This is a genomic window from Brevibacillus sp. HB1.2, from assembly GCF_013332495.1.
GTDB lineage: Bacteria > Bacillota > Bacilli > Brevibacillales > Brevibacillaceae > Brevibacillus > Brevibacillus porteri.
This window is the reverse complement of sequence record NZ_JABMIU010000003.1, coordinates 151,993-173,793: the sequence shown is the minus strand read 5'-3', so window position 1 is coordinate 173,793 and position 21,801 is coordinate 151,993. Positions and strand designations below refer to the sequence as shown.

Here is a 21,801-nt window from a genome sequence, read left to right as displayed (position 1 = left end):
TCTATTTAAAAGTAGTACTACCACTCACCCGCTACCCGGTTGCCTTGGAAAAGAACGACCTTGCGCTTGGCACGTCTCGCAACAGCTTCTGCTGAACATGTCGCTTCGACCGCCATCAGGCTCGCCTCATCTCCAACCAATGGCCACAGGCGATTTCCGGTTTCATCGAGAGTGATCCGCCCTTCTGTCACGAAGCCGAGTGCTACGCCTAACGATCTTTCATCCGTCAAGCGAAAGCGTTCAGCCAGTCGTCCTGCTTTTTCCAACAAGTCTCCACTGCCAAAAGGTGTCCAGTTGTCGGTCAAGCTGTCGTTTCCAAGCATGACGGCAACCCCTTCTTGATGCAGCAACGGAATCGGAATGGTCAGGCGATTGATCGGCACGGTCGATGCAACGGAGATACCAAGGGAGGCGAGTCGTTGTGCCATCTCTCTGGCTTCTTCCTGCGAAACATCGCCTAACCCCATCGCGTGACTAATCGTGACACGTCCTTGCCAGCCTGCCTCTTCCGTCAGATCAGCGAGGCGCTTCATCGTAAATACGCCGAGATGCCCCGGATCATGCAAATGCATGTCAATGTCGGCATCCGCTTCGACTGCCAACTCTAGCATCGTTTGCAGAGAACGCTCGATGTCTCCGTCTACTCCACCTGGATCGACGCCGCCTACATGAGTGGCGCCTTGACGCAGTGCCTCACGTACCATGTCTCGCGCTTGTGTACGCAGCATGCCATAATGCGGGAAAGCAACGATTTCGTGGGAGACACGGTCTGCATACGTCTCGAACGCCTTCTTCATTCCTTCCAAGAACCCAAGACCAACCTGTGGGTCTACATGACAATGTGTTCTTACATGTGTAACTCCTGTTTCCACCAGCAGCGAGAGAATATTTTCTGCTCCTGTCTGAGCCTGTTTGAGGTACATTGGCAACAGCCCTCTGTCCTCAGCGTGGCGTTCGAACAAGTTTTTTACGGGAGTTGTTGCCTTCCACGGACCGCCGTAATACGTTTTTTCCAGATGAATGTGCTTCTCGGCCATAGACGGCAAAATCAGTAAGCCTTTCGCGTCCTTTTTAGGTAGCCCATCCTCCAAAATCTCACTGGAAGGGACAATCCGCGTAATTTTCCCATGCTCAATGAGCAAATCGCACAGCTCTGTCCGCGTTCCACTGATCACGCCTTCTTCCCACTCATACCCGTTTTCCAATCGAGCGTTGACGATCCAATAAGGAGAAGATTTCACCGGCTTTTCCCCCTCTTAAACGTTCACTTCTTCCACTTGACCAGAAGCGAGAGTGCCTTTGAAAAATACAGCGTGTCGATCGGCACGGCGCGCGATCGCTTCTGCCGAGCAGGTCGCGTCCACGAGGATCAGGCTAGCGTCTTCACCTTGTGCAGGCCACAGCTGTGTTCCGTTGGCATCCAGCGTCGTTTTGCCACCTGTGATAAAACGCAGCGATTGTGACAGAGACAACTCGTCCAGCCAACGATTGCGTTCAGCAAGTCGCCAGAGGCGCTCCAGCACATCGCCATTTCCGTATGGCTGCCACGTGTCAAAAATGTTGTCGCAGCCGACCGCAACGTCGACGCCATTTTGGTGCAACAGCTGCACAGGTGGAATAACGCGGCTAAATGGCACACTGGTGATGATCGTAATGCCCGCTTCCCGCAGGATCGTCGCCATCTCTTCTGCTTCCTGCACAGGGATGTCTCCGAGCGCAAACGCATGGCTAATTGCTACGCGGCCTTGCCAGCCAGCGTCTACGGTCATTGCTGCTAGTCGCTTCATTGTGTAGGTTCCCAAATGTCCCGGGTCATGCAAATGCAAGTCCACACCTGCGTTTGCTTCTACCGCCAACTCCATCATCTGGTGCAAAGATTCTTCTATATCGCCATCCACATTAGCTGGGTCTACGCCTCCGACATGAGTCGCACCTTGGCGCAATGCCTCACGCAAAAGTGCTTTTGCGTCTGTACGCAACAAGCCATGCTGCGGGAATGCGACGATCTCGTGGGTGACTCGATCCGCGTAGGTTGCTAATGCTGCTTTTACTGATTCCAAATTGGAGATTCCCACTTCTGGGTAAATGTCCACATGTGTACGTACGTGTGTCGATCCATAAGACAAGAGGATCCCCAACAGATTCTCCGCGCGCTCTTGTGTGGTTGTCGGCAATCCTGGCAGTGTGCGCTTCTCAATCTCGCAACGCTCAATAATATTGGACACAGGAATGACTGCCCGCCATGGTTCTCCCAGAAGCGTTTTGTCCAAATGAACATGCTTCTCTACGAAAGATGGGAGTGCCAATAAGCCTTTTGCATCCTTTTGCAAAATACCGTCTGTAAGCTTCTCTGTCGCTGGTACAATACGCGCGAATTTTCCGTCTTTTACCAAAATGTGAAACAAGGATGCCTCTGTCCCCGTGACGACACCGTTTTCCCGACGGTAGCCCGTCTCCAAACGAACATTGGTCAACCAATAGGTAACGCCCATCCATTATCCACCCTCTCTTTGTCTCTCTCCATTCCTTTCTCCCCCATTATCTAGGAAGCCGGAAGACTTGATTTGCACAATCTTTACGTCTATTTTCACTATTTTTACGACTTGTTCAAATTGCCTTTACTTCGTACATTTTTCTGATAACTTTGACGTAAGCAAAGGAGGGGTTACACCATGAAGGTTGAGATTGCACCAACTAATCAAGCTCTTCCGCCGAAAGCAGCGGCTGCACGCCCTAGCAGATGGCGGACTTTTTACAGGAAACTACGAAAAAACAAACTCGCCATGGTAGGCGGCTGTATCGTGATTTTTTACATCGCGATTGCCCTGTTGGCACCATTCATCGCTCCTTACGATCCCTATGAGATTGATTTGGTTAACAAATTGAAGCCACCATCTGCTGAGCACTGGATGGGTACCGATGACAAAGGTCGGGATGTAATGAGCCGTCTTTTATACGGAACGCAGCTCTCGATGTCCGTCGGATTCGTCGCCGTCTTTATTGGTGCATTTTTCGGAATTATTCTTGGCTTATTATCCGGTTACTACGGAGGCTGGGTAGATACGGTCATCTCCCGTATCATCGATGTTTTGCTCGCCTTCCCGGGAATCCTGCTATCTCTGGCCATTGTCAGTGCCTTAGGGCCAAGTCTCTTTAACGTTATGATCGCCGTTGGTATCTTCTCGATTCCTGTATTTGCACGGATCGTCCGCGGCTCTACTTTGACCGTAAAAAAACTGGAGTACATCGATGCGATCCGCTCACTCGGTGCCAATGACTTCACGATTATCTTTAGACACATTTTTCCAAACATTTTGTCTCCTATTATCGTACAGGCAACGATGCGCCTAGCTACCGCGATTCTATCCGCCGCTGGCCTGTCGTTCCTCGGACTGGGAGCACAGCCTCCTCTGCCGGAGTGGGGCGCCATGCTCAGTAACGGACGCGACTTCTTGTTTACCGCTCCGCATCTGGCCATGTTCCCTGGTTTCGCTATTGCAACTCTTGTTCTCGGCTTCAACATCTTTGGGGACGGCCTCAGGGACGCTCTCGATCCACGAATGAAACAATAGGAGGGAAATCTTCATGTTTGTTTACATTATCCGTCGCCTGCTGCAGATGATTCCCGTCCTGCTCGGTGTCATTCTGGTCGTGTTTTTGATCATGCAAATGGTTCCTGGCGACCCGGCTGTATTGCTCGCCGGTGAAGGCGCTTCTGCAGAAACGATTGCAAAAATGCGTACACAACTCGGCTTGGATCAACCCATCATGGTTCAGTACGCGCAATATGTCTTTAACGTGTTCCAAGGTGATCTAGGTACGTCACTTCGCTCTAATCTTCCCGTGTGGGATGAGATTATGGCGCGATTGCCTGCTACCATCGAACTCGCACTCGCCAGTATTTTTGTAACCGTTGTACTCGGTATGATCGCAGGTATCGTCTCTGCTACCAAACAATACTCTGCTGCTGATATTACGATCATGGTTATTGCCTTGCTCGGTGTATCCTTGCCAAGCTTTTGGCTCGGCTTGAGCTTAATCTACACGTTCTCCGTCAAGCTGCAACTCTTCCCTGTCGCAGGCTGGGGCACCTGGAAGCACATGATTTTGCCAGCGATCACACTCGGTACCGCTGGGGCTGCCATTGTTGCTCGTATGACTCGCTCCAGTATGCTCGACGTCGTGCGTCAAGACTACATCCGCACAGCGAAAGCAAAAGGCCTGCGTGAAACAGTCATCATTTACAAGCATGCTTTGAAAAACGCGTTGATCCCGATTATTACGGTCGTTGGCTTGCAGTTCGGATTCCTTTTGGGTGGTACGGTTCTCGTAGAATCTGTATTTGCCATCAACGGCTTGGGTCGTCTAATTGTCGATGCGATCCGCATGCGTGATTTGCCTGTCGTACAAGGCGGCGTACTGATCGCTTCCATTATCTTCGTATTCGTGAACCTACTCGTCGATGTATTGTATCGCTACTTTAATAAACGAATTGATCTGAACTAAGGAGGGATCACCATGCCGGAACAACAAGATATCATCCTGGACGTTCGCAATCTGCAAACGCATTTTTTCACAGACGATGGCGTCAGTAAAGCAGTGGACGGCGTTGATTTCTCTCTAAATAGAGGAGAGACACTAGGTCTGGTAGGAGAATCGGGGTGTGGAAAAAGTATCACCTCCCTCTCGATCCTGCGTTTGATTGCCAGTCCTCCGGGAAAAATTGTAGGAGGAGAAATCCTTTTCAAAGGGCAAGACCTGACGAAAAAATCAGAAGCAGACATGCGCGCGATCCGCGGCAACGAGATTTCGATGATTTTCCAAGAGCCAATGACCTCGCTTAATCCGGTTTATTCGGTTGGGGAACAAATCGCAGAGGTATTGCGCCTGCACCAAAACATGGGACGTAAGGAAGCATGGGACAAAGCAGTAGACATGCTGCGTCTGGTCGGTATTCCTTCCCCGGAAAAACGCGCGACTCAAGAGCCGCATGAATTGTCTGGGGGTATGCGCCAACGCGTCATGATCGCGATGGCTCTCGCCTGCCGTCCGGAAATTTTGATCGCGGATGAACCGACAACCGCTTTGGACGTTACGATTCAGGCTCAGATTCTCGAGCTGATGAAAAAGCTGCAAGTCGAAATGGGCATGAGCATTATCATGATTACCCACGATCTGGGCGTTGTTGCCGAAACATGCGATCGCGTTGCGGTCATGTACGCAGGAAAAGTCGTGGAGTACACGACTGCACAAAACTTGTTTGCGAATCCACGCCATCCCTATACAGTGGGGCTGATGAACTCCCTCCCCCGTCTGGATGAGGACGTGGAAGAGCTGCAAGCGATTAAAGGGAATGTACCAAGTCCGTTCAACATGCCAGTTGGATGCCGATTCGCTCCACGTTGCCCGCATGCAACAGAGCTGTGCAATACGAAGCTTCCTGAGCTTTTGGAGTATGCAGACGGAAGCAAAGTACGCTGCTGGATGTATACGTCTGAGTGGGACGGCGACACCAAGACTGCTACGGAAGTGGGGGTATGACCATGATGACGACACAAGCGAATCCAACGAAAAAACCACTGCTCGAAGTAAAAAATCTCAAGCAGCACTTCCCGATCAAAGGCGGCATTTTAGGCCGTACCGTCAACCACGTAAAAGCCGTGGATGACATTAGCTTCACGATCCATGAAGGTGAAACACTGAGTATTGTAGGCGAATCCGGTTGTGGAAAATCCACTACCGGTCGTGCCATCCTCCGTCTGGATGAACCGACGAGCGGAACGGTACTATTCGAAGGACAAGATCTGCTGGCGATGTCCAAGAAGCAAATGCGCGACATGCGCAAGCATTTGCAGGTCATTTTCCAGGACCCATTTGCTTCACTCAACCCGCGCCAATCGGTATCCGCTATTCTCGGGGAAGCGTTGGCGATCCAAAATATCGTTCCTGCGCATCAACGCCGCGAGCGTATAATCGAGCTGCTCGGCTATGTAGGTTTGCGTCCGGATCAAATTGACCGCTTCCCGCATGAATTCAGCGGCGGACAACGCCAACGGATCGGGATTGCCCGTGCACTCGCGATGCAACCGAAGCTGATCATTTGTGACGAAGCCGTATCGGCACTCGACGTATCCATTCAGGCTCAAGTGCTGAATCTCCTGAAATCATTGCAAAGGCAGTTCAAGCTGACGTATTTGTTTATCTCTCATGACCTCGGCGTCGTTCGTCACATCTCGGATCGCGTCATGGTGATGTACCTCGGTAAAGTGGTAGAGATCGCGGATAAAAAGTCGCTGTTCGACAATCCGCAGCATCCTTACACGCAGGCACTCCTGTCTGCGATCCCGGTACCGGACGTAAGCAAAAAGCAGGAGCGGATCATTCTGCGCGGCGATGTACCTTCTCCGATCAATCCTCCGCAGGGCTGCCGCTTCCATACGCGTTGCCCGTATGCGATTGATCGCTGCAAAACAGAAGTGCCTGGCTTGATCAGCCTACACGATACTCATCAAGTCGCCTGCCACATCATCTAAGCGGTTGTTCAAAAAATCGACTTTTGATCACGAAGCAATTCTGTAAGCGAATTCGGCATCGAAACTGGCGTTCACCTTTGAAGTCCGGTGCTCATGTAGGTTTCCTACACTCCGCTCCTCCTTCTTCAGGTTCTCGCCACTTTCTCGGTGCTGAAAAGTCGACTTTTTGAACTTTACAGTAAAGAGATTAAAATTTTCTAAAATCGCAAGAGATCACGAAGCAGCATGATATGATGGTAACTGCAAAATCTATCCATAACAGAAGGGATCTCATGATAAGCTTCGAAGGTTTCACATTGCTCATTCTGCTGTTTATTTTGGCTCCTATCATAGGAGCTATTGCTTTATTGTTTCTGTTCATTTTCGAGAAGCGGATTGATCTGTTAGAAAACAAAAATCTGAAGATCGAGCTGGAGAAAGAATTGCAGCAAGCGCTTTACAATCAGTTGAATCAACAAATCCAGCCTCACTTCTTGTTTAATACGCTAAATGTCATTCTGAGTCTGGCGCGATTGAACCGAACGAAGGAACTGGTGAGAGCGCTCGAAGTCCTCTCCCAGTTTCTCAAATTCAAATATAAATCCACAGAGCCATTGATTTCATTGGCGCGGGAGATTACGTACACGGAGCAATATTTGGAGATTCAAAAGCTGCGTTTCGGCGATCGGCTCCGGATTCAACTTGATTGTGCCGATGATCTCTTGCAAGCATCCATTCCCCCTTTCGTCTTGCAGACGATTGTGGAAAACGCATTTAAGCATGGATTGGAACGAAAAATGGGCGAAGCTATCTTAGACATCCGCATAAGCCGAAAAGATGACGATGTCCTGCTTACGGTCATCGACAACGGTTCTTCCGGACTCACAGCCTTCCAGAATGAAAGTGAGATCGAAACGGAACAGCCACATGAGAAGAGCGGTCACGGGTTGGACAACATCCGCAGGCGGCTCCACCTTTGTTTTGGTGATCATGCACATCTGGAGCTTGCTCCGATATCTGAGGGAGGAACTCTTGTGTCTGTCAGGTGGCCCTGTACTTATGAACAAATCGATCTGAGGTGAGAAGATGAACGTACTACTCGTGGATGACGAACCATTGGAGCTGGACCAGCTCGAGTATTTGATTCAGCCCATGTTCCCCTTGTGGAAATTCTACAAGGCCGCAGATGGCAGTCAAGCCATGGCGATCAGCCAGAAGGTTCCTCTTCATCTCGCCTTTCTGGACATTAATCTTCCGGGGAAATCCGGGCTGGTGCTTGGCGAAGAGCTGAGAGCCCAGCACAAAGACATCGAGCTCATCATTGTCACGGCTTATCAAGATTTTCATTATGCCAAGCAATCGATCCGCCTCGGTGTCGTGGATTACATCACGAAGCCCGTCATTGAGAGCGAGCTGGTCGACATTCTGAAAAAATATCAGAAGAGCCCTGCCCTCTCCGCTTACACCCGAATTATTTCCGATGCGATGAACATCATTCATCAAAAATTCGCGGAGAAGCTGAATCTGGCTGATCTTGCCGCAGAGGTCCATATCAATCCTACCTATTTGAGTCGCCGGTTTCATGAAGAAGTAGGTGTCTCCTTTTCCGAGTATTTAATGCAGTACCGCATTCAAATGTCGAAGAAGTTCCTGATCGCTCATCCTGATTGGAGCATATCGACGGTTGCCGAGCGGACTGGCTTCAACAGCCAACACTATTTCAGCACCATTTTTCGCAAGGTAGTGGGGAAAACCCCGAAAGAATACCGGGACAAGGGGAATGCATCTTGACCTACTTATCCTTTCGCGAATACGTGGTAGGCGCAGCAAAGATCGGCATTGGGCTTGGGGTCGTCTCGATCCTCGCCCGCTGGGTGACCGGAAACACAATATTCGGTTCACCAGAAGCACTCGTCAAATACGGGATATTTGGCGGGATCGGCTTCGCTTTGATGGGAGCATTTGCCCTTAGTATGTTTGGACTGCTTGGGCGTAAGGTCCGCCGTGAGTTATCAGAAGGGATGACTATTGGGGATTACATGCGGGACAAGCTACATCCGTTTGGTTACTGGCTAATGATCATCATCCTTTTGATTACCACGATTGAAGCGATGTTCGTCCAGGGAATGGCTGGGGGCGTATTGCTGAACATCTTGTTTGGTTTACCGATCCCGCTCGGCTTGCTCTGCTTTTTTGGATTTTGTGTGCTGTTTGCAGGCATCGGAGGTATTCGCTCGATCCATCGTTTTGCCATCGTGCAAATTGTCATTACGTTTGCGGCCATCATCCTGATTCCCGTCTACTTTTTCGTCGGTAAAGGTGTCGAGCATGTCTATAACGGACTGCGTCTTTACCATCCTTACCTTCTGGTGCTCAACAACAACGAGGGTCTTTTTTTTATCATTACCGGGCTGTTGATTGGGTTTGGTCAAGTGTTTGTCGATCAGGCATCGTGGCAGCGTCTCTATATGATGGAAGAAAAAAAGATCGTCCCTACCTTTCTGGTGTCCGGACTCATTTTTGCCACCGTACCACTGGCGTTTTCCTCGCTGATCATCATCGTTCTTTTTACGGGCGGCTTTGATGATATTTACTCGCTGTTGTTTGATCTCGTACGCAAGATTGACACGATGATATTGCTTGTATTATTTGTCCTCTGTGCCTTCGGTGCGATCATGTCCGCTTTTGGTGCAGGTCTTCATTCCATGATCAGTCTGATGGTCAACAACGTCTATCAGCTGTTCCGCCCAGACGCTTCAGAACGGCAAAAAATCCGTTTGGGCTACATCCTTGCCATTGCTATCGGTGCGCTTTCGTATGGTTTGACGATCTACTTCCAGCCGACCTTGCTGGATTTGCTGTTCTTCTTTGGCATTATGTATGCCTCGCTATTTTTGCCTGTCGTCGTCATCGTGTTGACGAAGGGGAAGGCACCTACATTCATTTTGATCAGCGCAGTTATGGGATTCGTCGCAGGCTATAGCAGCCGGATGTACGTCGATCCGATGATGGCAATCTGGATTGCCTCCTTATGTACAGCTCTGGTCTTAACGGCCTACTTGTGCATGACCTGGCTATGGAAACGGTACATCCGAACGCCGGATCACACTCGCTGACCCACAGGAAGGAACGAATCCTATGCTACGCTCCTACTTGCTGCTCATTTTTTGCGTAACCGCTTGGGGCAGCAATTTCGTCTTCGGGAAAATGCTCGTCGCAGAGTTTTCTCCGCTCTTTTTGTCGGCTATGCGTCTCTTGTTTATCGTGCTGTTTCTGCTCATTTGGTCCAGAGGGCGTCTGAAAATGCCAAAGCTCACTCGTACGGACTGGTTCTTGCTCGCGGTACTGGGAGTGGTCGGCGTATTCATCAACCAGTGGTCCTTTTACAAAGGGCTCGTAACGGCTGATCCGACCACCTCTGCTCTGATCCTGGCGCTGACGCCGATTACAACCGCTCTCTTGGCTGCCTTGTTCTTGAAAGAATCACTGACTGGCCGCATGGCAATCGGTTCGGTGATCGGTACATCAGGCGTTTTATTCGTCATTTATACAGGGGCAGAGCTGCATTTTGATGTAGGTATCCTTTGGATTGTATTGACGATGCTGACATTCGCGACCTCGATCATACTCGTCAGGTTGTTGGGACATCGACTCCCTCCACTCGTGACGACGCTCGTATCCAATTTGATCGGCTTCGGATCGATGCTGCCTTTTGTCCTGATCAGCATCCCTACGTCCACGGTAAGCACCAGCCTCTCATCCTGGATTCTCTTGTTTGTCACCGCTGTCATCATGCACGGTATTGTGACCCTAATCTGGAACAGTCAACTACAGAAGGTAGGCGCTGCCAAAGCCGCGATGTTTGCCAATCTGGAACCGTTTATTGCCATGCTGTTTGGCTTACTATTGCTGGCAAAGCCTGTAACGGCTGTACAGTTTTTCGGAGCGGTTCTCATCATCGCAGGTGTGACCTTGACCACAACCTCAAAGGAGCCACGTGAAAAGAAGAAGCTCTCCTCGCTTTCATCCTAATCAAAGCAGTTCGCCGCACTTTTCATACTAAAATAGTCGGAATTGTAGTTGAGAAGTACAATTTCGTTGCTTTATACTAGGAGAAAACGGGCGAGTCTGTACCGTTACATCGTGATAAGAGGAGGGGACAGTCCATGTCTACCGTAAAACTATCCCAGTGGGAAACGATGCTCTTAGAGGCAGCCCGTGCCCATGGATTCGTCGATGAGGAAATCATCCACAAGCTGAGAACAGGTGACCCTGTGCCGTTTTCGGACGTGGAGGGCGGCAAGTACGATTACACCCATCTCTTTGAACTGTCCAAAAATGATCCCTCTACGCTGGAAGCTGCGATTCGCGAAGGCTACCAGATCAAGTTCACCACTTTTAACGGGATCAAGTTTTTGCTGAACAAACGCTACAACATCCAAGCAGAGCACGATGATCACGTTGAGGAAGCAGCGCTGCACCACGTTCGCTTACCAGACGATGCATTGGCGTGGATGCGCAGGACAATCTCCCATAACTGGCGAATTGTTGAACTAGAAAAGCTCGCAGACACCAAAGAAACGCTCGTCAGATTTGAACTGGCAGCATCGTAAATACGAAAGAGCACTTTCCTTAGGGGAGAGTGCTCTTTTTTCGAAATGCGGAGTATTGGAAGGAGAATCATGATGACAACGCAAGCGTATATCCAACACATTCAAACGACGTATCCGGAATTGACCATCACCTCCGCCTACTTTAACGAGATGGGCCAAAACAATGATGTGCTCATCGTCAATGACGCGTACGTGTTTCGCTTCCCGAAATATACCGCCGGAATCGAGCAACTGAAGGTCGAAACAAACATTTTACGTACGGTAAGACCATATCTCTCCCTGCCGATTCCGACTCCGATCTATTTGTCCTTTGCCGAGGAAATACCTGGGCAGGTGTTTGCCGGATATCCGCTACTCGAAGGTGAGCCTTTTACCCGAGAAGCTTTTCAAGAAGCCTCTCGTCAAAATTCGGTACCCACTGTCGCTGCCCAACTGGCACAATTTCTTCATGAACTGCACCAGCTTCCCGTCTCCTCCTTGCTCCCAGAGCTCATCCCTGGCGATTTTGACATGGCCAAGCAGTTGACTGAGCTGTATGAACAGATTGTTTCGCACTTGTTCCCAGCAATGCGTGAGCAAGCGAAAAAGGATGTAGCCGAGCGGTTCGAATCGTATCTGGTAAACCCTGCCCACTTTGATTTTCAGCCTTGCTTGACTCACGGAGATTTTGGCACAGGGAATATCTTGTACTCCCCGATAAAACAGTGCATCACAGGCATCATTGACTTTGGCGGCTCGGGTGTGGGCGATCCGGCATACGACCTCGCGGGACTCTGCGCGAGCTACGGGGAACCGTTTTTGCAGTACTTCACTCCGGTGTACCCCCAGCTTGAGCAGGTGATGACAAGGATGCGATTTTACCGTAGTACATTTGCCTTGGAAGAAGCGCTGTTTGGTCTGGAAAACGACGATGAGACAGCGTATCAAGCTGGCGTGCGTGACTACTTCTAGCCTTTTACGGCACCCTGTGTGAGCCCTTCCACCAAGTACTTTTGACAAAACGCAAACAGCAGCATCGTCGGGATGACTGACAGCACCGTAGCTGCCGACATCGCTCCCCATTCGATATCGTACTTTTTGATGAAGGCGTTCATCGCGACGGGAATCGTTTTGACTGACTCTTCATCAATGAACAGAACTGCCATAATCAGCTCGTTCCAGCATTGGACGAACGCGAAAATAAACGTGGCCGCAATTCCGGGGAGCATGATCGGCACGATGACGTGAAACAGGGCGCTCAACCGGGAACAGCCGTCCATCATTGCTGCTTCCTCCAAAGCGTTGGGTATCCGTTGGAAAAAGCCAGACATGATGATCGTACAAAATGGAATCAGCATGACCGTGTAGATGAGCATCAACGAAAACAGGCTGTTTAAGATGTGCATCTTGGACATCATCATATACAACGGCGCCATGCCAATGAACATCGGGATCATTTGGGTGACGAGAAATCCGAACATTACCTGCCGCTTTCCTTTAAACGAAAAGCGGGCCAACACGTAACCACCGAGCATCGCGATGAATACGACCATAGCCGAAGCGACCAAGGAAACGAGAAAGCTGTTCCAGATATACACCTGAAAGTGGGAAATCTGGAAGATCTCCAAGTAGTTGATCAACGTCACCTGTTCCGGCCAATATTGAATCGGGAGCGAAAAGATTTCCTTTTGACCTTTGAGCGACGTAATGATAATCCAATACAGCGGGAAAATCGCAAAAGCAAGAAACAGGGTCAATACAATCGCTCTGCCAGTCCTCCACCCTAGATGTTCACGGTGCATCAGAAGTCCCCTCCCTTCTCTACTTTGGTCGCTTTCACGTAAAAGATCGTGAACAACATCAAAATCAGCACGATGATGACACCTACTGCCGAGGCTTGCCCGTAGTCTTGTCCAAAGATGACTTTATCGATCATGTAGGTAGCGAAAATATGCGTGGAGCCTGCAGGAGCTCCATTTGTCATCGCATAAATAATATCTGGGAAGTTGAGAATCCAGATGACCCGCAACAGGATTGTCACCAGCATCGTAGGCATGATATACGGCAGTGTCACACTCCACAACTGCTGAATCCGCCCCGCTCCATCCATTGCCGCCGCTTCGTACAGCTCCTCTGGGATCGATTGCAGGGCAGCCAGAATCATGATGGCAAAAAACGCGACTCCATACCAAATATTCGCGATAATGACGGCAGCCATCGCCCAAGTGCCATCCGCCAAAAAGGAAATCGGCGCATCGATCAGACCCGTTTTCAAGAGCAAATCATTAATGACGCCAAACTGGGCATTGAACATCCACCGCCAAATCAGCCCAATCAGAAAACCGGACATCGCCCACGGGAAAAAGACAAATGCCTGGTAAATCCCTCTTCCGCGAAATTTTTTACGCATCAAGAGGGCCAGCATAAAGCCAAACATCAATTGAAAGACGAGGGAGAAAAACACCCAGTAAAAGCTGTTCATGGCAACTCGCGGAAAGTCTGGACTTGTCAGTACGTTCACAAAGTTGTCCAGCCCGATGAACTGAATATTCATCAAGTCAAAGAGCGTGTAGTTCTGAAAAGACATGATGATTCCACGCACGAGTGGATAATACGTAAAGACCGAAACAAACAAAATGGCGGGCAAGAGGCACAAAAATATGAAGCGACCTTCTTTGGAAATCCGGAACGATTTCTTCCCTTCCGGCACAACCTGCTTCGTCGTCATGACGATGGGTTTTTGTGTGTCCAAGCTACCATCCCCCCACGTCTACTTTCGTTCGGCTTTTTCTTTCGTCCAGTATTGATCCCATTTTTTCAGCAGGTCCTCTGCGGTGAGCTGATCGAGCAAAAAGCTCTGAATATCTTTATCCGCCGTGCTTTGCCAAGCTCCCCAGCCTTTGTAGTCCACAGGACGTGAAACATCAAGGAACTTCGTCGGCTGCTGGCTCATCTCAATAAACGGCTGGAAGTAACCAGTCTTGTAAAATTCATCTTCTGCCGCGCTTTTCACGACAGGAATCGTGGAAGTCTTTTTCGCAAAATGAGTGCTCTGTTCTGGATCAGAGAGGAATTCAATTAGCTTCCACGCCTCTTCCTTGTGCTTCGAGTACGACGTCATTCCCCAACCCGGCCCACCGACTACTTGTTGAGCGACGCCCGAAGGACCAATCGGAATCGGAGCGGTCGCCCACGTCCCTTCCTGCATCTTCTCCTTGGCTCCATCGATGACGTCAGGGTCTTGAATCAGCATGGCAGTCGAACCCGCTACAAACCCCTGTACCATCTCCTGAAAGCCCCAGCTCACCGAATCTTTTGGAGAGGCTTCCTTGTAAAGCTGTTTGTAATACTGCATCGCTTCCAGGGATTGCGGCGTGGAGAAGAGCGTGCGTCCATCCTTCATGAAAAAGGCAGAGTCAGGGTCGACCTCTGTCCCGTTGTAGGCCCACATGGTGATCAGCGCGTAATCCCACCCGGTCGCACCTCCCCGGAAGCTGTACCCGTAGCGGTTTTTGGCTGGGTCCGTCAGCTTTTTGGCTGCGACCAAGAGCTCATCCCACGTCTTCGGCACCTCGATCCCTGCTTCCTTAAACCAATCCGTCCGATAATATAAGACGCGCTGGTACAGTCCATTCGGAATGTAATAAGGAGTTTTGTCCACCCAAGTCGCTCGACGTTTAGCGACGTCGGTCAGTTGATCGTAATTTTTCCATTTGTCTGTGTAGGGCTTCAAATTTTCAATAAAGCCGTTCATCGAAAACTGCTTGGCATTGAATTCACGAACCTCCAGTACGTCCAGCTCTTCTTTTGCCATCAGCATCTGTGTGATCTTCTGATCGGCTCCTTCAAAGGGAGGTGAAATCAAATCGACTTTGATCCCCGGATTCTTTGCTTCAAACTGGGCTAGCATTTCTTTTAACAGCGCAGTTCGTTGTGGGCTAGTAATGCTCTCGACCATTTTTAGCGTGACGCCATTCGCACCTGACGGCGATGCTGAGTCAGGAGTGGCCGCCGGCTGACTACAGCCTACAAGCAATGCTGTCGCCATCGTTAATTGGAGCGCCACAGAAATCCAGGAACGAAATCCCATACACGAACCCCCTCATGATCTTTTTGCAAGATAGTTCGTATTATATTAAATATTCTGAATTATAAGTTTTAATATCTTTACCAGTTTTTTCGTTTTCTTTACTCTTTTTTCACTGAGGCTTTCCCGACACTATTTTATTTGACTAACTGGAATAAATAAGCTAGCATTTTATATGCTATAGCATGTAAACAAAGGAGCTTGGATTTTCTATGGAATTATTCAATCTGACCGGATTTCTTCTTCACCGCACAGATATGAAAATGACGAACTATTTTAAGAAGAGGTTAAAACAATTTGAGATCACGCCAGAGCAATGGGGAATTCTTAGTGTAATGGATGGAGAAAGAGCGATAACACAAAAGGAACTTTCGGATGCTATTGACCGAGATCAAACCACCGTCGTCAGAATGATTTACTCGCTTGAAAAAAAGGGAATCGTCATTCGCACTTTAAATGACGAGGATAGACGCTCTCATAACTTGTTGCTGAGTGACAAAGGGATGGAGCTAAAATCAATGCTTATACCCGTCGTTACCGAAGCGCATAGTCATGTCACGCAAAAACTTACCGATGTAGAGATTGCGGAATTGCATGCTTTGCTCGATAAACTCTATCAAGTAGTAAAGGATGAATAAATGGAGAGGCAGATACTTTCTCCATCAAATACATGCTATAGCATATATTAAATTTGATACTGAATAACGAAAGTGAGGAAGCCGTCATGACCATAATTATTTTGCAAGTCATCGTTGCGATCTTCTTTATGTTTACAGGTACAAAAATTATTTCCGGTAAAATGGCGAATGAATTTGATCGATTTGGACTCCCTCCCCTCTTTAACTTCTTAACTGGCTTTATTGAAATCATCAGTTCCATAGGCTTGATTATTGGCATATGGTTTTCGACCGTTGCATTACTATCAGGATTGCTTTTAGGCGTGACCATGTTGGTAGCTGCCTTCATCCTACTTGTGATTGCTAGAGATCCTTTTCCGAAAGCAATACCGGCGCTCGTTCTTTGCTGTCTCTCCTTTTTAATCTCGACGTATCATTTTTAGTCTAGGGAGGGGAATACCAACCAAACTGAGGATACAGTCATACCAGTGGCGAGTCCAAGATTTTATTATCATGTCTTAGGTCGCCGCTGGTATGTCAACAAAATACATAGCCTACTCGCTCCTACAAAGCATCCTCAGCCCCATGAGGACCGCCCATGCTTGCTGCTGTTTTTTGAAAAAGAAGCGTAGCGGTTGACCGTTTTGTACATCGATCAGCGTATCGTGGCTGCTGGCCCGTAACTCGTACTCAATACCAGCTACCTCTGCAACAGGAGCATCATCTCGAAGGAAGAGTCGCAATCTTCCGCCTTCCCCTGACGTGTACGTCCCGACGAGCTTCTCTAGCTCTTCTCTCGTTGGCGTATAGAGCGGAGCTTCGTCTTCTTTGTATGCAAGCGGTAAACCAAGGGCAGCATTCACAACAGCCAGCCAGACGTTGCGGATCGGCACGTTTTCCAGATTAGAAAGAACGCTGACGACTAGCCCTTTTTCCGGTACAAACCCGAAGTTCGACGATACCCCGGGCTGGCCGCCCCCATGCTCAACTAGCGTTACTCCTGCATAATGGGGAGTTGTTTTGAGCGCATAGCCATACCACGCGTCCTTTGTCACTCGATGAACTGGCTGCCACATGGCGCTAAGCGAGGCTCCATCTGCTACCTGCTTCTCTTTATAGCGCCCAGCATTAATATAGAGCTGTCCGTATTTCAGCAAATCAACGACGCAAGATCGGATGCCTCCCCCCACTTCATAGTTGCCGAGCGTGGGCCACGTTACCTTTTTCAATTGCTGATCCTCCCCTTTGATATAAGGGACGGAGACATCGGCAAAGCGAGCGACTTCTTCCAGGTTAAAGGTCGATCGACTCATTTCGAGTGGCGCTAGCAGCTGTTCTGTTACATAGGTACGATAGCGTTGCCCAGTGACACGCTCGATAATCGCTCCCAGGAGGAGAAACATGTCGTTACTGTAACTGATATATTCACCCGGCACACCAAGGGGGGCAAATTGGACTTCGTTCAAATAGGCAATATGCTCGGGGAGTCTCGTCAGCTCTTCACGGCGCAATAGCGGCGGAACACCTGAAGTGTGAGAGAGCAAATGGTGAATCGTGATGTTGTCAGTATGTATGTCCCCCTTTACTTGTAAATCAGGCAAATAGTTGCGAATCGAGTCGTCAACAGTCAGCTTGCCTTCTGCCACGAGCTGCATGATGGTTGCAGCCGTAAACGATTTGGTAACCGAAGCAATGCCGAAAATGGTATCAGGTGTTACTGGCTGATTCGTCTCCAGATCGGTGACACCAAAGCCTTTTTGATAGATGGTCTCCCCATCCCGGGAGATGCCAATGGAGAGCCCCGGCACCTTTTCCTTTTCCATGAACTGCTTCACAAATGCTTCCAGTGCTGAAACGCATGCGTGGTCCATTCCATTCCCCTGCCTTTGGCTCTAAGATTCTAGTTAGCAAAAAGAGTGTTCCAAAAGCCATTCAACATGCCCTAGGAACACTCCTTTTCTACGTAATCTCATATTTTTTCATTTTATTGTACAGCGTGCCCCGGGAAATCCCCAACAGCTTGGCTGCCTTTGTGTAGTTGTAGCGGCTGTCGTTCAATGCTTCCACGATTTGCGCACGTTCATTATCTAGCGGCGTGGACTGCAAAAGCCGTTTGCTGTCTTCGGTTGTCCCTGTTGACTCCTGGATCATATCTGGTATATGCCATGGGAAGATTCGGTCATCCTCCGCAAAGACGACAGCATGCTCGATCGCATTTTTCAGCTCTCGGACATTCCCCGGCCAATCGTACAGTCGCAATGCGTCCATCGTGTCCGGCATCAAGCGGTATGCAAAAGATCCGTGCCTGTGTGCGCCCAAAAAGTGTTCGGCCATTGGGACGATATCTTCTTTTCGCTCGCGCAGTGGAGGGACTTTTAGTTCTATTGAATTCAACCGGTAGTAAAGATCCAAACGGAATTGTCCGACGTCAGCCATTTTTTTCAGATCCTTATTGCTGGCAGCGACGATCCGAATATCTAAAGGGCGAGCCTTGTATTCTCCGATGCGGGTCACTTGCTTCTCCTGCAATACGCGCAGTAGCATCGCCTGAATGGGCAATGGGAGCTCCGCGATTTCATCCAGAAACAAGGTGCCTCCGTCTGCAACTTCAAACAGCCCCACTTTTCCTTCCTTCAAGCCGCCCGTAAACGTCCCCGGTGCATAGCCAAACAACTCGCTCGCAACCAGATCATGGGCAAAGGCTGCACAGTTTACCGCGACAAAAGGCTTATGTCTTCGCAAGCTATGGTCGTGAATGTACTGGGATAGCACTTCTTTCCCCGTTCCGCTTTCCCCGATTAAAAGCACAGACATATCACGCCCAGCGACCTTGTCCAATTTTTGCAGCAAGCCAAGCCACTGTGGTGACTCTCCCACCATTTCTTTCGCAGCTTCCTTGCGCGGCAGTCCACTGTTTTGGGATGGAATGTCGGCAATTTCAACGATTTTCGCAGAACGTGAGGGTTGACGGCGCATTTGAACAAGCGCACCGATCAGCCGATTTTTGTAAGATACGAGCTGAAGTCTGCCTGTAGCAGGATCGGGTGAAAAAGGCAAAGGCCGCTCAGTCGAAACGATGGTGGATAAGAGGGATAGATCGGATTGCTCCTGACAGGATTGGAAGTAGTGGAGCCACTCGAATCGGTTGCACCATTCTTGTTGATCTGTCGTAGCCGGGTCATTGCTCCGCACGATCTGACCATCCAAATCAATAGCCACTAGTAAATCATTGGAAATGGCTAGCTCTTTTTCGAGAAATGTATTTTCCAGATAAAGCCGATGAATCTGTAGCTGATTGAAAATCTCCATCTCCATACTTTTCGCAACCGTTTGCGTTAAGACCAAGGCATGGGCAGGAAAATCTTCTGCTAAGCTCGTCAAATCCAATACGCCAATGACCTGTTTGGTAATCGGATGAAAAATCGGCACACCCGCACAAGAAATGTTTTGCCAGCTCTCACAAAAGTGTTGGGCATCGTGGATGACGACTGGCTGTCCAGCCACGAGGGTGGTGCCAAACGCAGTCGTTCCGCACAATTCCTCGCTCCACACCCCGCCTGGAACTGCATTGAAGCTGGTCAACAGCTCCATCAATTGGTGGTCGGCATTGACATGGAGTAATCTCGCTTTATGATCTGCTAGCATGATGGAATATTTTGTATGAATGAAAGATTGGATTTTTGGAATAATCGATTGATACGCATGGTATAACAAGCTGGATTCCTGTAGCATGTGGACATCCATTTGGTTGAGTACTTCAGGCGTTTTTCGCAAATTCGGATCGATTTTATGGGACAGGCTCCTGCTCCATGACTCTGAAATACTGACGGGAACATCAGCTTTTACCTGTCCAGCAGAGAGAAACGTATCTCTGGCGTTCATCCGATTTTTGTACATAGCCTACCCTCCCATCTAGTTATCTCTCCTTATTTTATTATACCTCTATGTCGGGCTATAGTGGCGGAGAGCAAAAAGAAGAAAACGCTCAAGTTCTTGGGCTACCTGCTAGGGGGTCATCCCTGCCCAGCTCCATGTAAAAAACGAAACCCGCGTCCAAAGTCGCGCATCAAAGGAGCGTTTCAGAGGTGGACGCTAAAGACAGGTTTCCTTTTTTCCATTACGCTTCGGTTGGTATCCCAAAGACTTTCGCTTATTTCTTCTTTTTTCTCTTACCAGCCTGAGTGGTTGTACTGACTTATAAGATTATTGCACTCCCTCATGAATGAACTAACGAGGAATTTGACAGAAGCTGCGTAGAAGAAGCGCATTTCCAGTCCAAGCGCCTCTGGAGCCCAACCCAGCGTAGGAATAAATGGCGGGGAATTTAAGCTTCACTTATGGAACTCTTCCTCGAAACTTCTACGTTTGAAGCGCTCCCGCCATTTATTCCGGAGCGGGCAGTCAATCCCCCATACGGGGCGTAGGCCGAAGCGTAGACTGGAAATGCGCTTCTTCCCCACACTACAGCACCTCAAACAAAAAACAAATCCCTTCGGTTTTTTGAACGGAAGGGATTTGGCTCCTATCTATTAAAACGGAAATGGACGAGTTTCCTTCTGAACGGATACCCAGCGTGGAGATGTAAACTCATGCAGCGACCAGTCGCTGCCATGGCGTCCCAAGCCAGATGATTTTTCTCCGCCAAATGGTACGTTCGGCTCGGTGTTGATGCTTTGATCGTTGATATGCATCATACCCGTTTCGATTTGCAGAGCGACTTCTACGCCATGCTCCAAATCGCGTGTAAACAAAGATCCACTCAAGCCAAAATCAGTTTCGTTTGCAATGCGGATTGCTTCCTCTTCACTATCTACCGGTATAATGTTAGCGACAGGACCGAACACTTCATTTTTCGCAGTAGCCATATCATTGGTGACATCTGCAAGAATGACAGGCTCCATCAATGTACCATGTACTTCACCTCGTTTAACGACACGCGCACCTTCCGCGATTGCTTGATCGATCAAGCCTTGGATTTTTTCCACTTGTCTTTCGTTAATGAGTGGACCCACAAATGTGTTCGGATCTTGTGGATTTCCAGCTTGGATCATGGAAGTCTTTTTCGCAAAGGCGTCAACGAATTGATCATAGATTTTGCGATGGACGATAATGCGGTTCAACGCCATGCAAACTTGTCCTTGGTGGAGGAACTTCCCGAAGACAGCCGCACTTGCTGCTTGCTCGACTTCCGCATCTTCCAGGACGATCATCACGTTGTTTCCGCCTAATTCGAGGGAAGCTTTCTTCAAGTTTTTGCCGCAGATTTCGCCGATTCGACGACCAGCAGTGGAAGAGCCTGTGAAGGAAATCACTTTTGGAATCGGATTTTCGATCATGGCATCGCCGATTTCCGCAATATCTGCAACGACTACGTTAAACAAGCCTTTTGGCAGGCCGACTTCTTCGAGCAGTTTTGCGATGACCACCCCGCCGGAGATGTACGTTTGCAGATCCGGCTTGACCACAACGCCGTTACCAGTAGCCAGAGCAGGGATAATGGCGCGGATAGACAAGTACAGCGGGAAGTTAAACGGGCTGATTACACCTACGACCCCAACTGGCAGATGGTAGACGCGGTTTTCTTTGCCTGGAATGAAGGAAGGCAGGATTTCACCTTTCATTCGTAATGGCAAGGACGCGTATTCCTTGATATCGCCGACCACAAAATCAACTTCCGCATTCGCTTTTGCAAATGTGCTGCCTGTCTCGGATACTAAAATACTCACGAGCAGCTCACGATTTTTTTCTACCACTTCTGCGATTTTGTGAATGATGCCAGAGCGAACGTATGCATTTGTTTTTGCCCACTCTTTTTGTGCTGCTTTTGCAGATTGATACGCCTGCTCTACATCCTCAACCGTAGCCAGCTTGATGCTCACCAGCTCGGATTGATCGTATGGGTTGCGGTTGGTATAGCTATTCTGACTCTTTCCTTCTTGCCATTCTCCATCCATGTATTGTTTTGTGTATTCGCTGAAAATGTTGCTCATATG

General features: G+C 49.1%; 20 protein-coding genes. 12 read left to right on the top strand and 8 right to left on the bottom strand.

The annotated features are described in order from the left end of the window. Positions 1-17: 17 nt before the first annotated feature. Both HPY28_RS08925 and HPY28_RS08920 read right to left on the bottom strand, forming a co-directional pair. Positions 18-1,241 carry an amidohydrolase gene (locus tag HPY28_RS08925; protein ID WP_174230430.1) on the bottom strand — a complete coding sequence of 408 codons (1,224 nt, stop codon included), beginning with the start codon at positions 1,239-1,241 and terminating at the stop codon, positions 18-20. 15 nt (positions 1,242-1,256) lie between these two features. Continuing rightward, the gene (locus HPY28_RS08920; RefSeq protein ID WP_174230429.1) at positions 1,257-2,492 is read right to left on the bottom strand and encodes an amidohydrolase; all 1,236 of its coding nucleotides are present in this window, start codon (positions 2,490-2,492) and stop codon (positions 1,257-1,259) included. Between the two features lie 180 nt (positions 2,493-2,672). On the opposite strand from HPY28_RS08920, the gene nikC reads away from it, so the two are divergent. From nikC to HPY28_RS08870, 10 genes are all read left to right on the top strand, one after another. Beyond that, positions 2,673-3,572 carry a nickel transporter permease gene (nikC, locus tag HPY28_RS08915; RefSeq protein WP_017250979.1) on the top strand — a complete coding sequence of 300 codons (900 nt, stop codon included), beginning with the start codon at positions 2,673-2,675 and terminating at the stop codon, positions 3,570-3,572. Positions 3,573-3,585: 13 nt separating this feature from the next. Next, positions 3,586-4,506 (top strand): nickel ABC transporter permease, encoded by a 921-nt coding sequence (gene nikB, locus HPY28_RS08910; protein WP_017250978.1) that lies wholly within the window; start codon positions 3,586-3,588, stop codon positions 4,504-4,506. Positions 4,507-4,518: 12 nt separating this feature from the next. Continuing rightward, entirely contained in the window at positions 4,519-5,541 is a 1,023-nt protein-coding gene (locus HPY28_RS08905) for an ABC transporter ATP-binding protein (protein WP_174230428.1), read from the top strand. Positions 5,542-5,543: 2 nt separating this feature from the next. Beyond that, complete coding sequence (locus tag HPY28_RS08900) at positions 5,544-6,533, top strand: ABC transporter ATP-binding protein (RefSeq protein WP_254613092.1); 990 nt, start codon at positions 5,544-5,546, stop codon at positions 6,531-6,533. A gap of 272 nt (positions 6,534-6,805) precedes the next feature. After that, a complete protein-coding gene (locus HPY28_RS08895) occupies positions 6,806-7,594 on the top strand; it encodes a sensor histidine kinase (protein ID WP_017250975.1) in 789 nt (262 codons plus the stop codon). Between the two features lie 4 nt (positions 7,595-7,598). Continuing rightward, a complete protein-coding gene (locus HPY28_RS08890) occupies positions 7,599-8,303 on the top strand; it encodes a response regulator transcription factor (RefSeq protein ID WP_017250974.1) in 705 nt (234 codons plus the stop codon). Next, complete coding sequence (locus HPY28_RS08885) at positions 8,300-9,628, top strand: sodium:solute symporter family transporter (RefSeq protein WP_106654362.1); 1,329 nt, start codon at positions 8,300-8,302, stop codon at positions 9,626-9,628. The genes HPY28_RS08890 and HPY28_RS08885 overlap by 4 nt, the downstream gene beginning before the upstream one ends. Before the next feature lie 22 nt (positions 9,629-9,650). Beyond that, complete coding sequence (locus HPY28_RS08880; RefSeq protein ID WP_174230427.1) at positions 9,651-10,544, top strand: DMT family transporter; 894 nt, start codon at positions 9,651-9,653, stop codon at positions 10,542-10,544. Positions 10,545-10,678: 134 nt separating this feature from the next. Next, positions 10,679-11,125 (top strand): hypothetical protein, encoded by a 447-nt coding sequence (locus HPY28_RS08875; RefSeq protein WP_174230426.1) that lies wholly within the window; start codon positions 10,679-10,681, stop codon positions 11,123-11,125. A 72-nt stretch (positions 11,126-11,197) separates the two neighbouring features. Then, complete coding sequence (locus tag HPY28_RS08870; protein ID WP_174230592.1) at positions 11,198-12,076, top strand: phosphotransferase family protein; 879 nt, start codon at positions 11,198-11,200, stop codon at positions 12,074-12,076. On the opposite strand, the gene HPY28_RS08865 is transcribed toward HPY28_RS08870, so the two are convergent. Genes HPY28_RS08865 through HPY28_RS08855 form a run of 3 tightly spaced genes read right to left on the bottom strand, consistent with a single transcriptional unit; the run spans position 12,073 to position 15,194 of the window. Next, entirely contained in the window at positions 12,073-12,906 is an 834-nt protein-coding gene (locus HPY28_RS08865) for a carbohydrate ABC transporter permease (protein WP_173622341.1), read from the bottom strand. The genes HPY28_RS08870 and HPY28_RS08865 overlap by 4 nt on opposite strands. Next, positions 12,906-13,856 carry a carbohydrate ABC transporter permease gene (locus HPY28_RS08860; protein WP_174230425.1) on the bottom strand — a complete coding sequence of 317 codons (951 nt, stop codon included), beginning with the start codon at positions 13,854-13,856 and terminating at the stop codon, positions 12,906-12,908. Before HPY28_RS08860 ends, HPY28_RS08865 begins: the two co-directional genes overlap by 1 nt. An 18-nt stretch (positions 13,857-13,874) precedes the next feature. After that, a complete protein-coding gene (locus HPY28_RS08855; protein ID WP_174230424.1) occupies positions 13,875-15,194 on the bottom strand; it encodes an ABC transporter substrate-binding protein in 1,320 nt (439 codons plus the stop codon). Positions 15,195-15,403: 209 nt separating this feature from the next. Between HPY28_RS08855 and HPY28_RS08850 the strand changes: the two genes are divergently transcribed. Further along, entirely contained in the window at positions 15,404-15,829 is a 426-nt protein-coding gene (locus HPY28_RS08850) for a MarR family winged helix-turn-helix transcriptional regulator (protein WP_017250966.1), read from the top strand. 86 nt (positions 15,830-15,915) lie between these two features. Continuing rightward, entirely contained in the window at positions 15,916-16,251 is a 336-nt protein-coding gene (locus tag HPY28_RS08845; RefSeq protein WP_017250965.1) for a DoxX family protein, read from the top strand. Positions 16,252-16,362: 111 nt separating this feature from the next. Here the strand turns inward: HPY28_RS08845 and HPY28_RS08840 are convergent, their stop codons facing one another. The 3 genes from HPY28_RS08840 to HPY28_RS08830 all read right to left on the bottom strand — a co-directional run bounded on the left by HPY28_RS08840 (position 16,363) and on the right by HPY28_RS08830 (position 21,798). Beyond that, positions 16,363-17,679 carry a serine hydrolase domain-containing protein gene (locus HPY28_RS08840; RefSeq protein WP_173622339.1) on the bottom strand — a complete coding sequence of 439 codons (1,317 nt, stop codon included), beginning with the start codon at positions 17,677-17,679 and terminating at the stop codon, positions 16,363-16,365. 88 nt (positions 17,680-17,767) lie between these two features. Beyond that, positions 17,768-19,705: a sigma-54-dependent Fis family transcriptional regulator gene (locus HPY28_RS08835; protein WP_174230423.1), complete on the bottom strand. Its 1,938-nt coding sequence runs from the start codon at positions 19,703-19,705 to the stop codon at positions 17,768-17,770. A 632-nt stretch (positions 19,706-20,337) separates the two neighbouring features. Continuing rightward, a complete protein-coding gene (locus HPY28_RS08830) occupies positions 20,338-21,798 on the bottom strand; it encodes an aldehyde dehydrogenase family protein (protein ID WP_174230422.1) in 1,461 nt (486 codons plus the stop codon). Between the last annotated feature and the right edge of the window lie 3 nt (positions 21,799-21,801).

Bases quoted from the DNA above. Each gene is read 5' to 3' on its own strand.
- HPY28_RS08920 (WP_174230429.1), bottom strand. From the start codon at position 2,492: ATGGGCGTTACCTATTGGTTGACCAATGTTCGTTTGGAGACGGGCTAC.
- nikC (WP_017250979.1), top strand. From the start codon at position 2,673: ATGAAGGTTGAGATTGCACCAACTAATCAAGCTCTTCCGCCGAAAGCA.
- nikB (WP_017250978.1), top strand. From the start codon at position 3,586: ATGTTTGTTTACATTATCCGTCGCCTGCTGCAGATGATTCCCGTCCTG.
- HPY28_RS08905 (WP_174230428.1), top strand. From the start codon at position 4,519: ATGCCGGAACAACAAGATATCATCCTGGACGTTCGCAATCTGCAAACG.
- HPY28_RS08900 (WP_254613092.1), top strand. From the start codon at position 5,544: ATGATGACGACACAAGCGAATCCAACGAAAAAACCACTGCTCGAAGTA.
- HPY28_RS08895 (WP_017250975.1), top strand. From the start codon at position 6,806: ATGATAAGCTTCGAAGGTTTCACATTGCTCATTCTGCTGTTTATTTTG.
- HPY28_RS08890 (WP_017250974.1), top strand. From the start codon at position 7,599: ATGAACGTACTACTCGTGGATGACGAACCATTGGAGCTGGACCAGCTC.
- HPY28_RS08880 (WP_174230427.1), top strand. From the start codon at position 9,651: ATGCTACGCTCCTACTTGCTGCTCATTTTTTGCGTAACCGCTTGGGGC.
- HPY28_RS08875 (WP_174230426.1), top strand. From the start codon at position 10,679: ATGTCTACCGTAAAACTATCCCAGTGGGAAACGATGCTCTTAGAGGCA.
- HPY28_RS08870 (WP_174230592.1), top strand. From the start codon at position 11,198: ATGACAACGCAAGCGTATATCCAACACATTCAAACGACGTATCCGGAA.
- HPY28_RS08865 (WP_173622341.1), bottom strand. From the start codon at position 12,906: ATGCACCGTGAACATCTAGGGTGGAGGACTGGCAGAGCGATTGTATTG.
- HPY28_RS08855 (WP_174230424.1), bottom strand. From the start codon at position 15,194: ATGGGATTTCGTTCCTGGATTTCTGTGGCGCTCCAATTAACGATGGCG.
- HPY28_RS08850 (WP_017250966.1), top strand. From the start codon at position 15,404: ATGGAATTATTCAATCTGACCGGATTTCTTCTTCACCGCACAGATATG.
- HPY28_RS08845 (WP_017250965.1), top strand. From the start codon at position 15,916: ATGACCATAATTATTTTGCAAGTCATCGTTGCGATCTTCTTTATGTTT.
- HPY28_RS08840 (WP_173622339.1), bottom strand. From the start codon at position 17,679: ATGGACCACGCATGCGTTTCAGCACTGGAAGCATTTGTGAAGCAGTTC.
- HPY28_RS08835 (WP_174230423.1), bottom strand. From the start codon at position 19,705: ATGTACAAAAATCGGATGAACGCCAGAGATACGTTTCTCTCTGCTGGA.
- HPY28_RS08830 (WP_174230422.1), bottom strand. From the start codon at position 21,798: ATGAGCAACATTTTCAGCGAATACACAAAACAATACATGGATGGAGAA.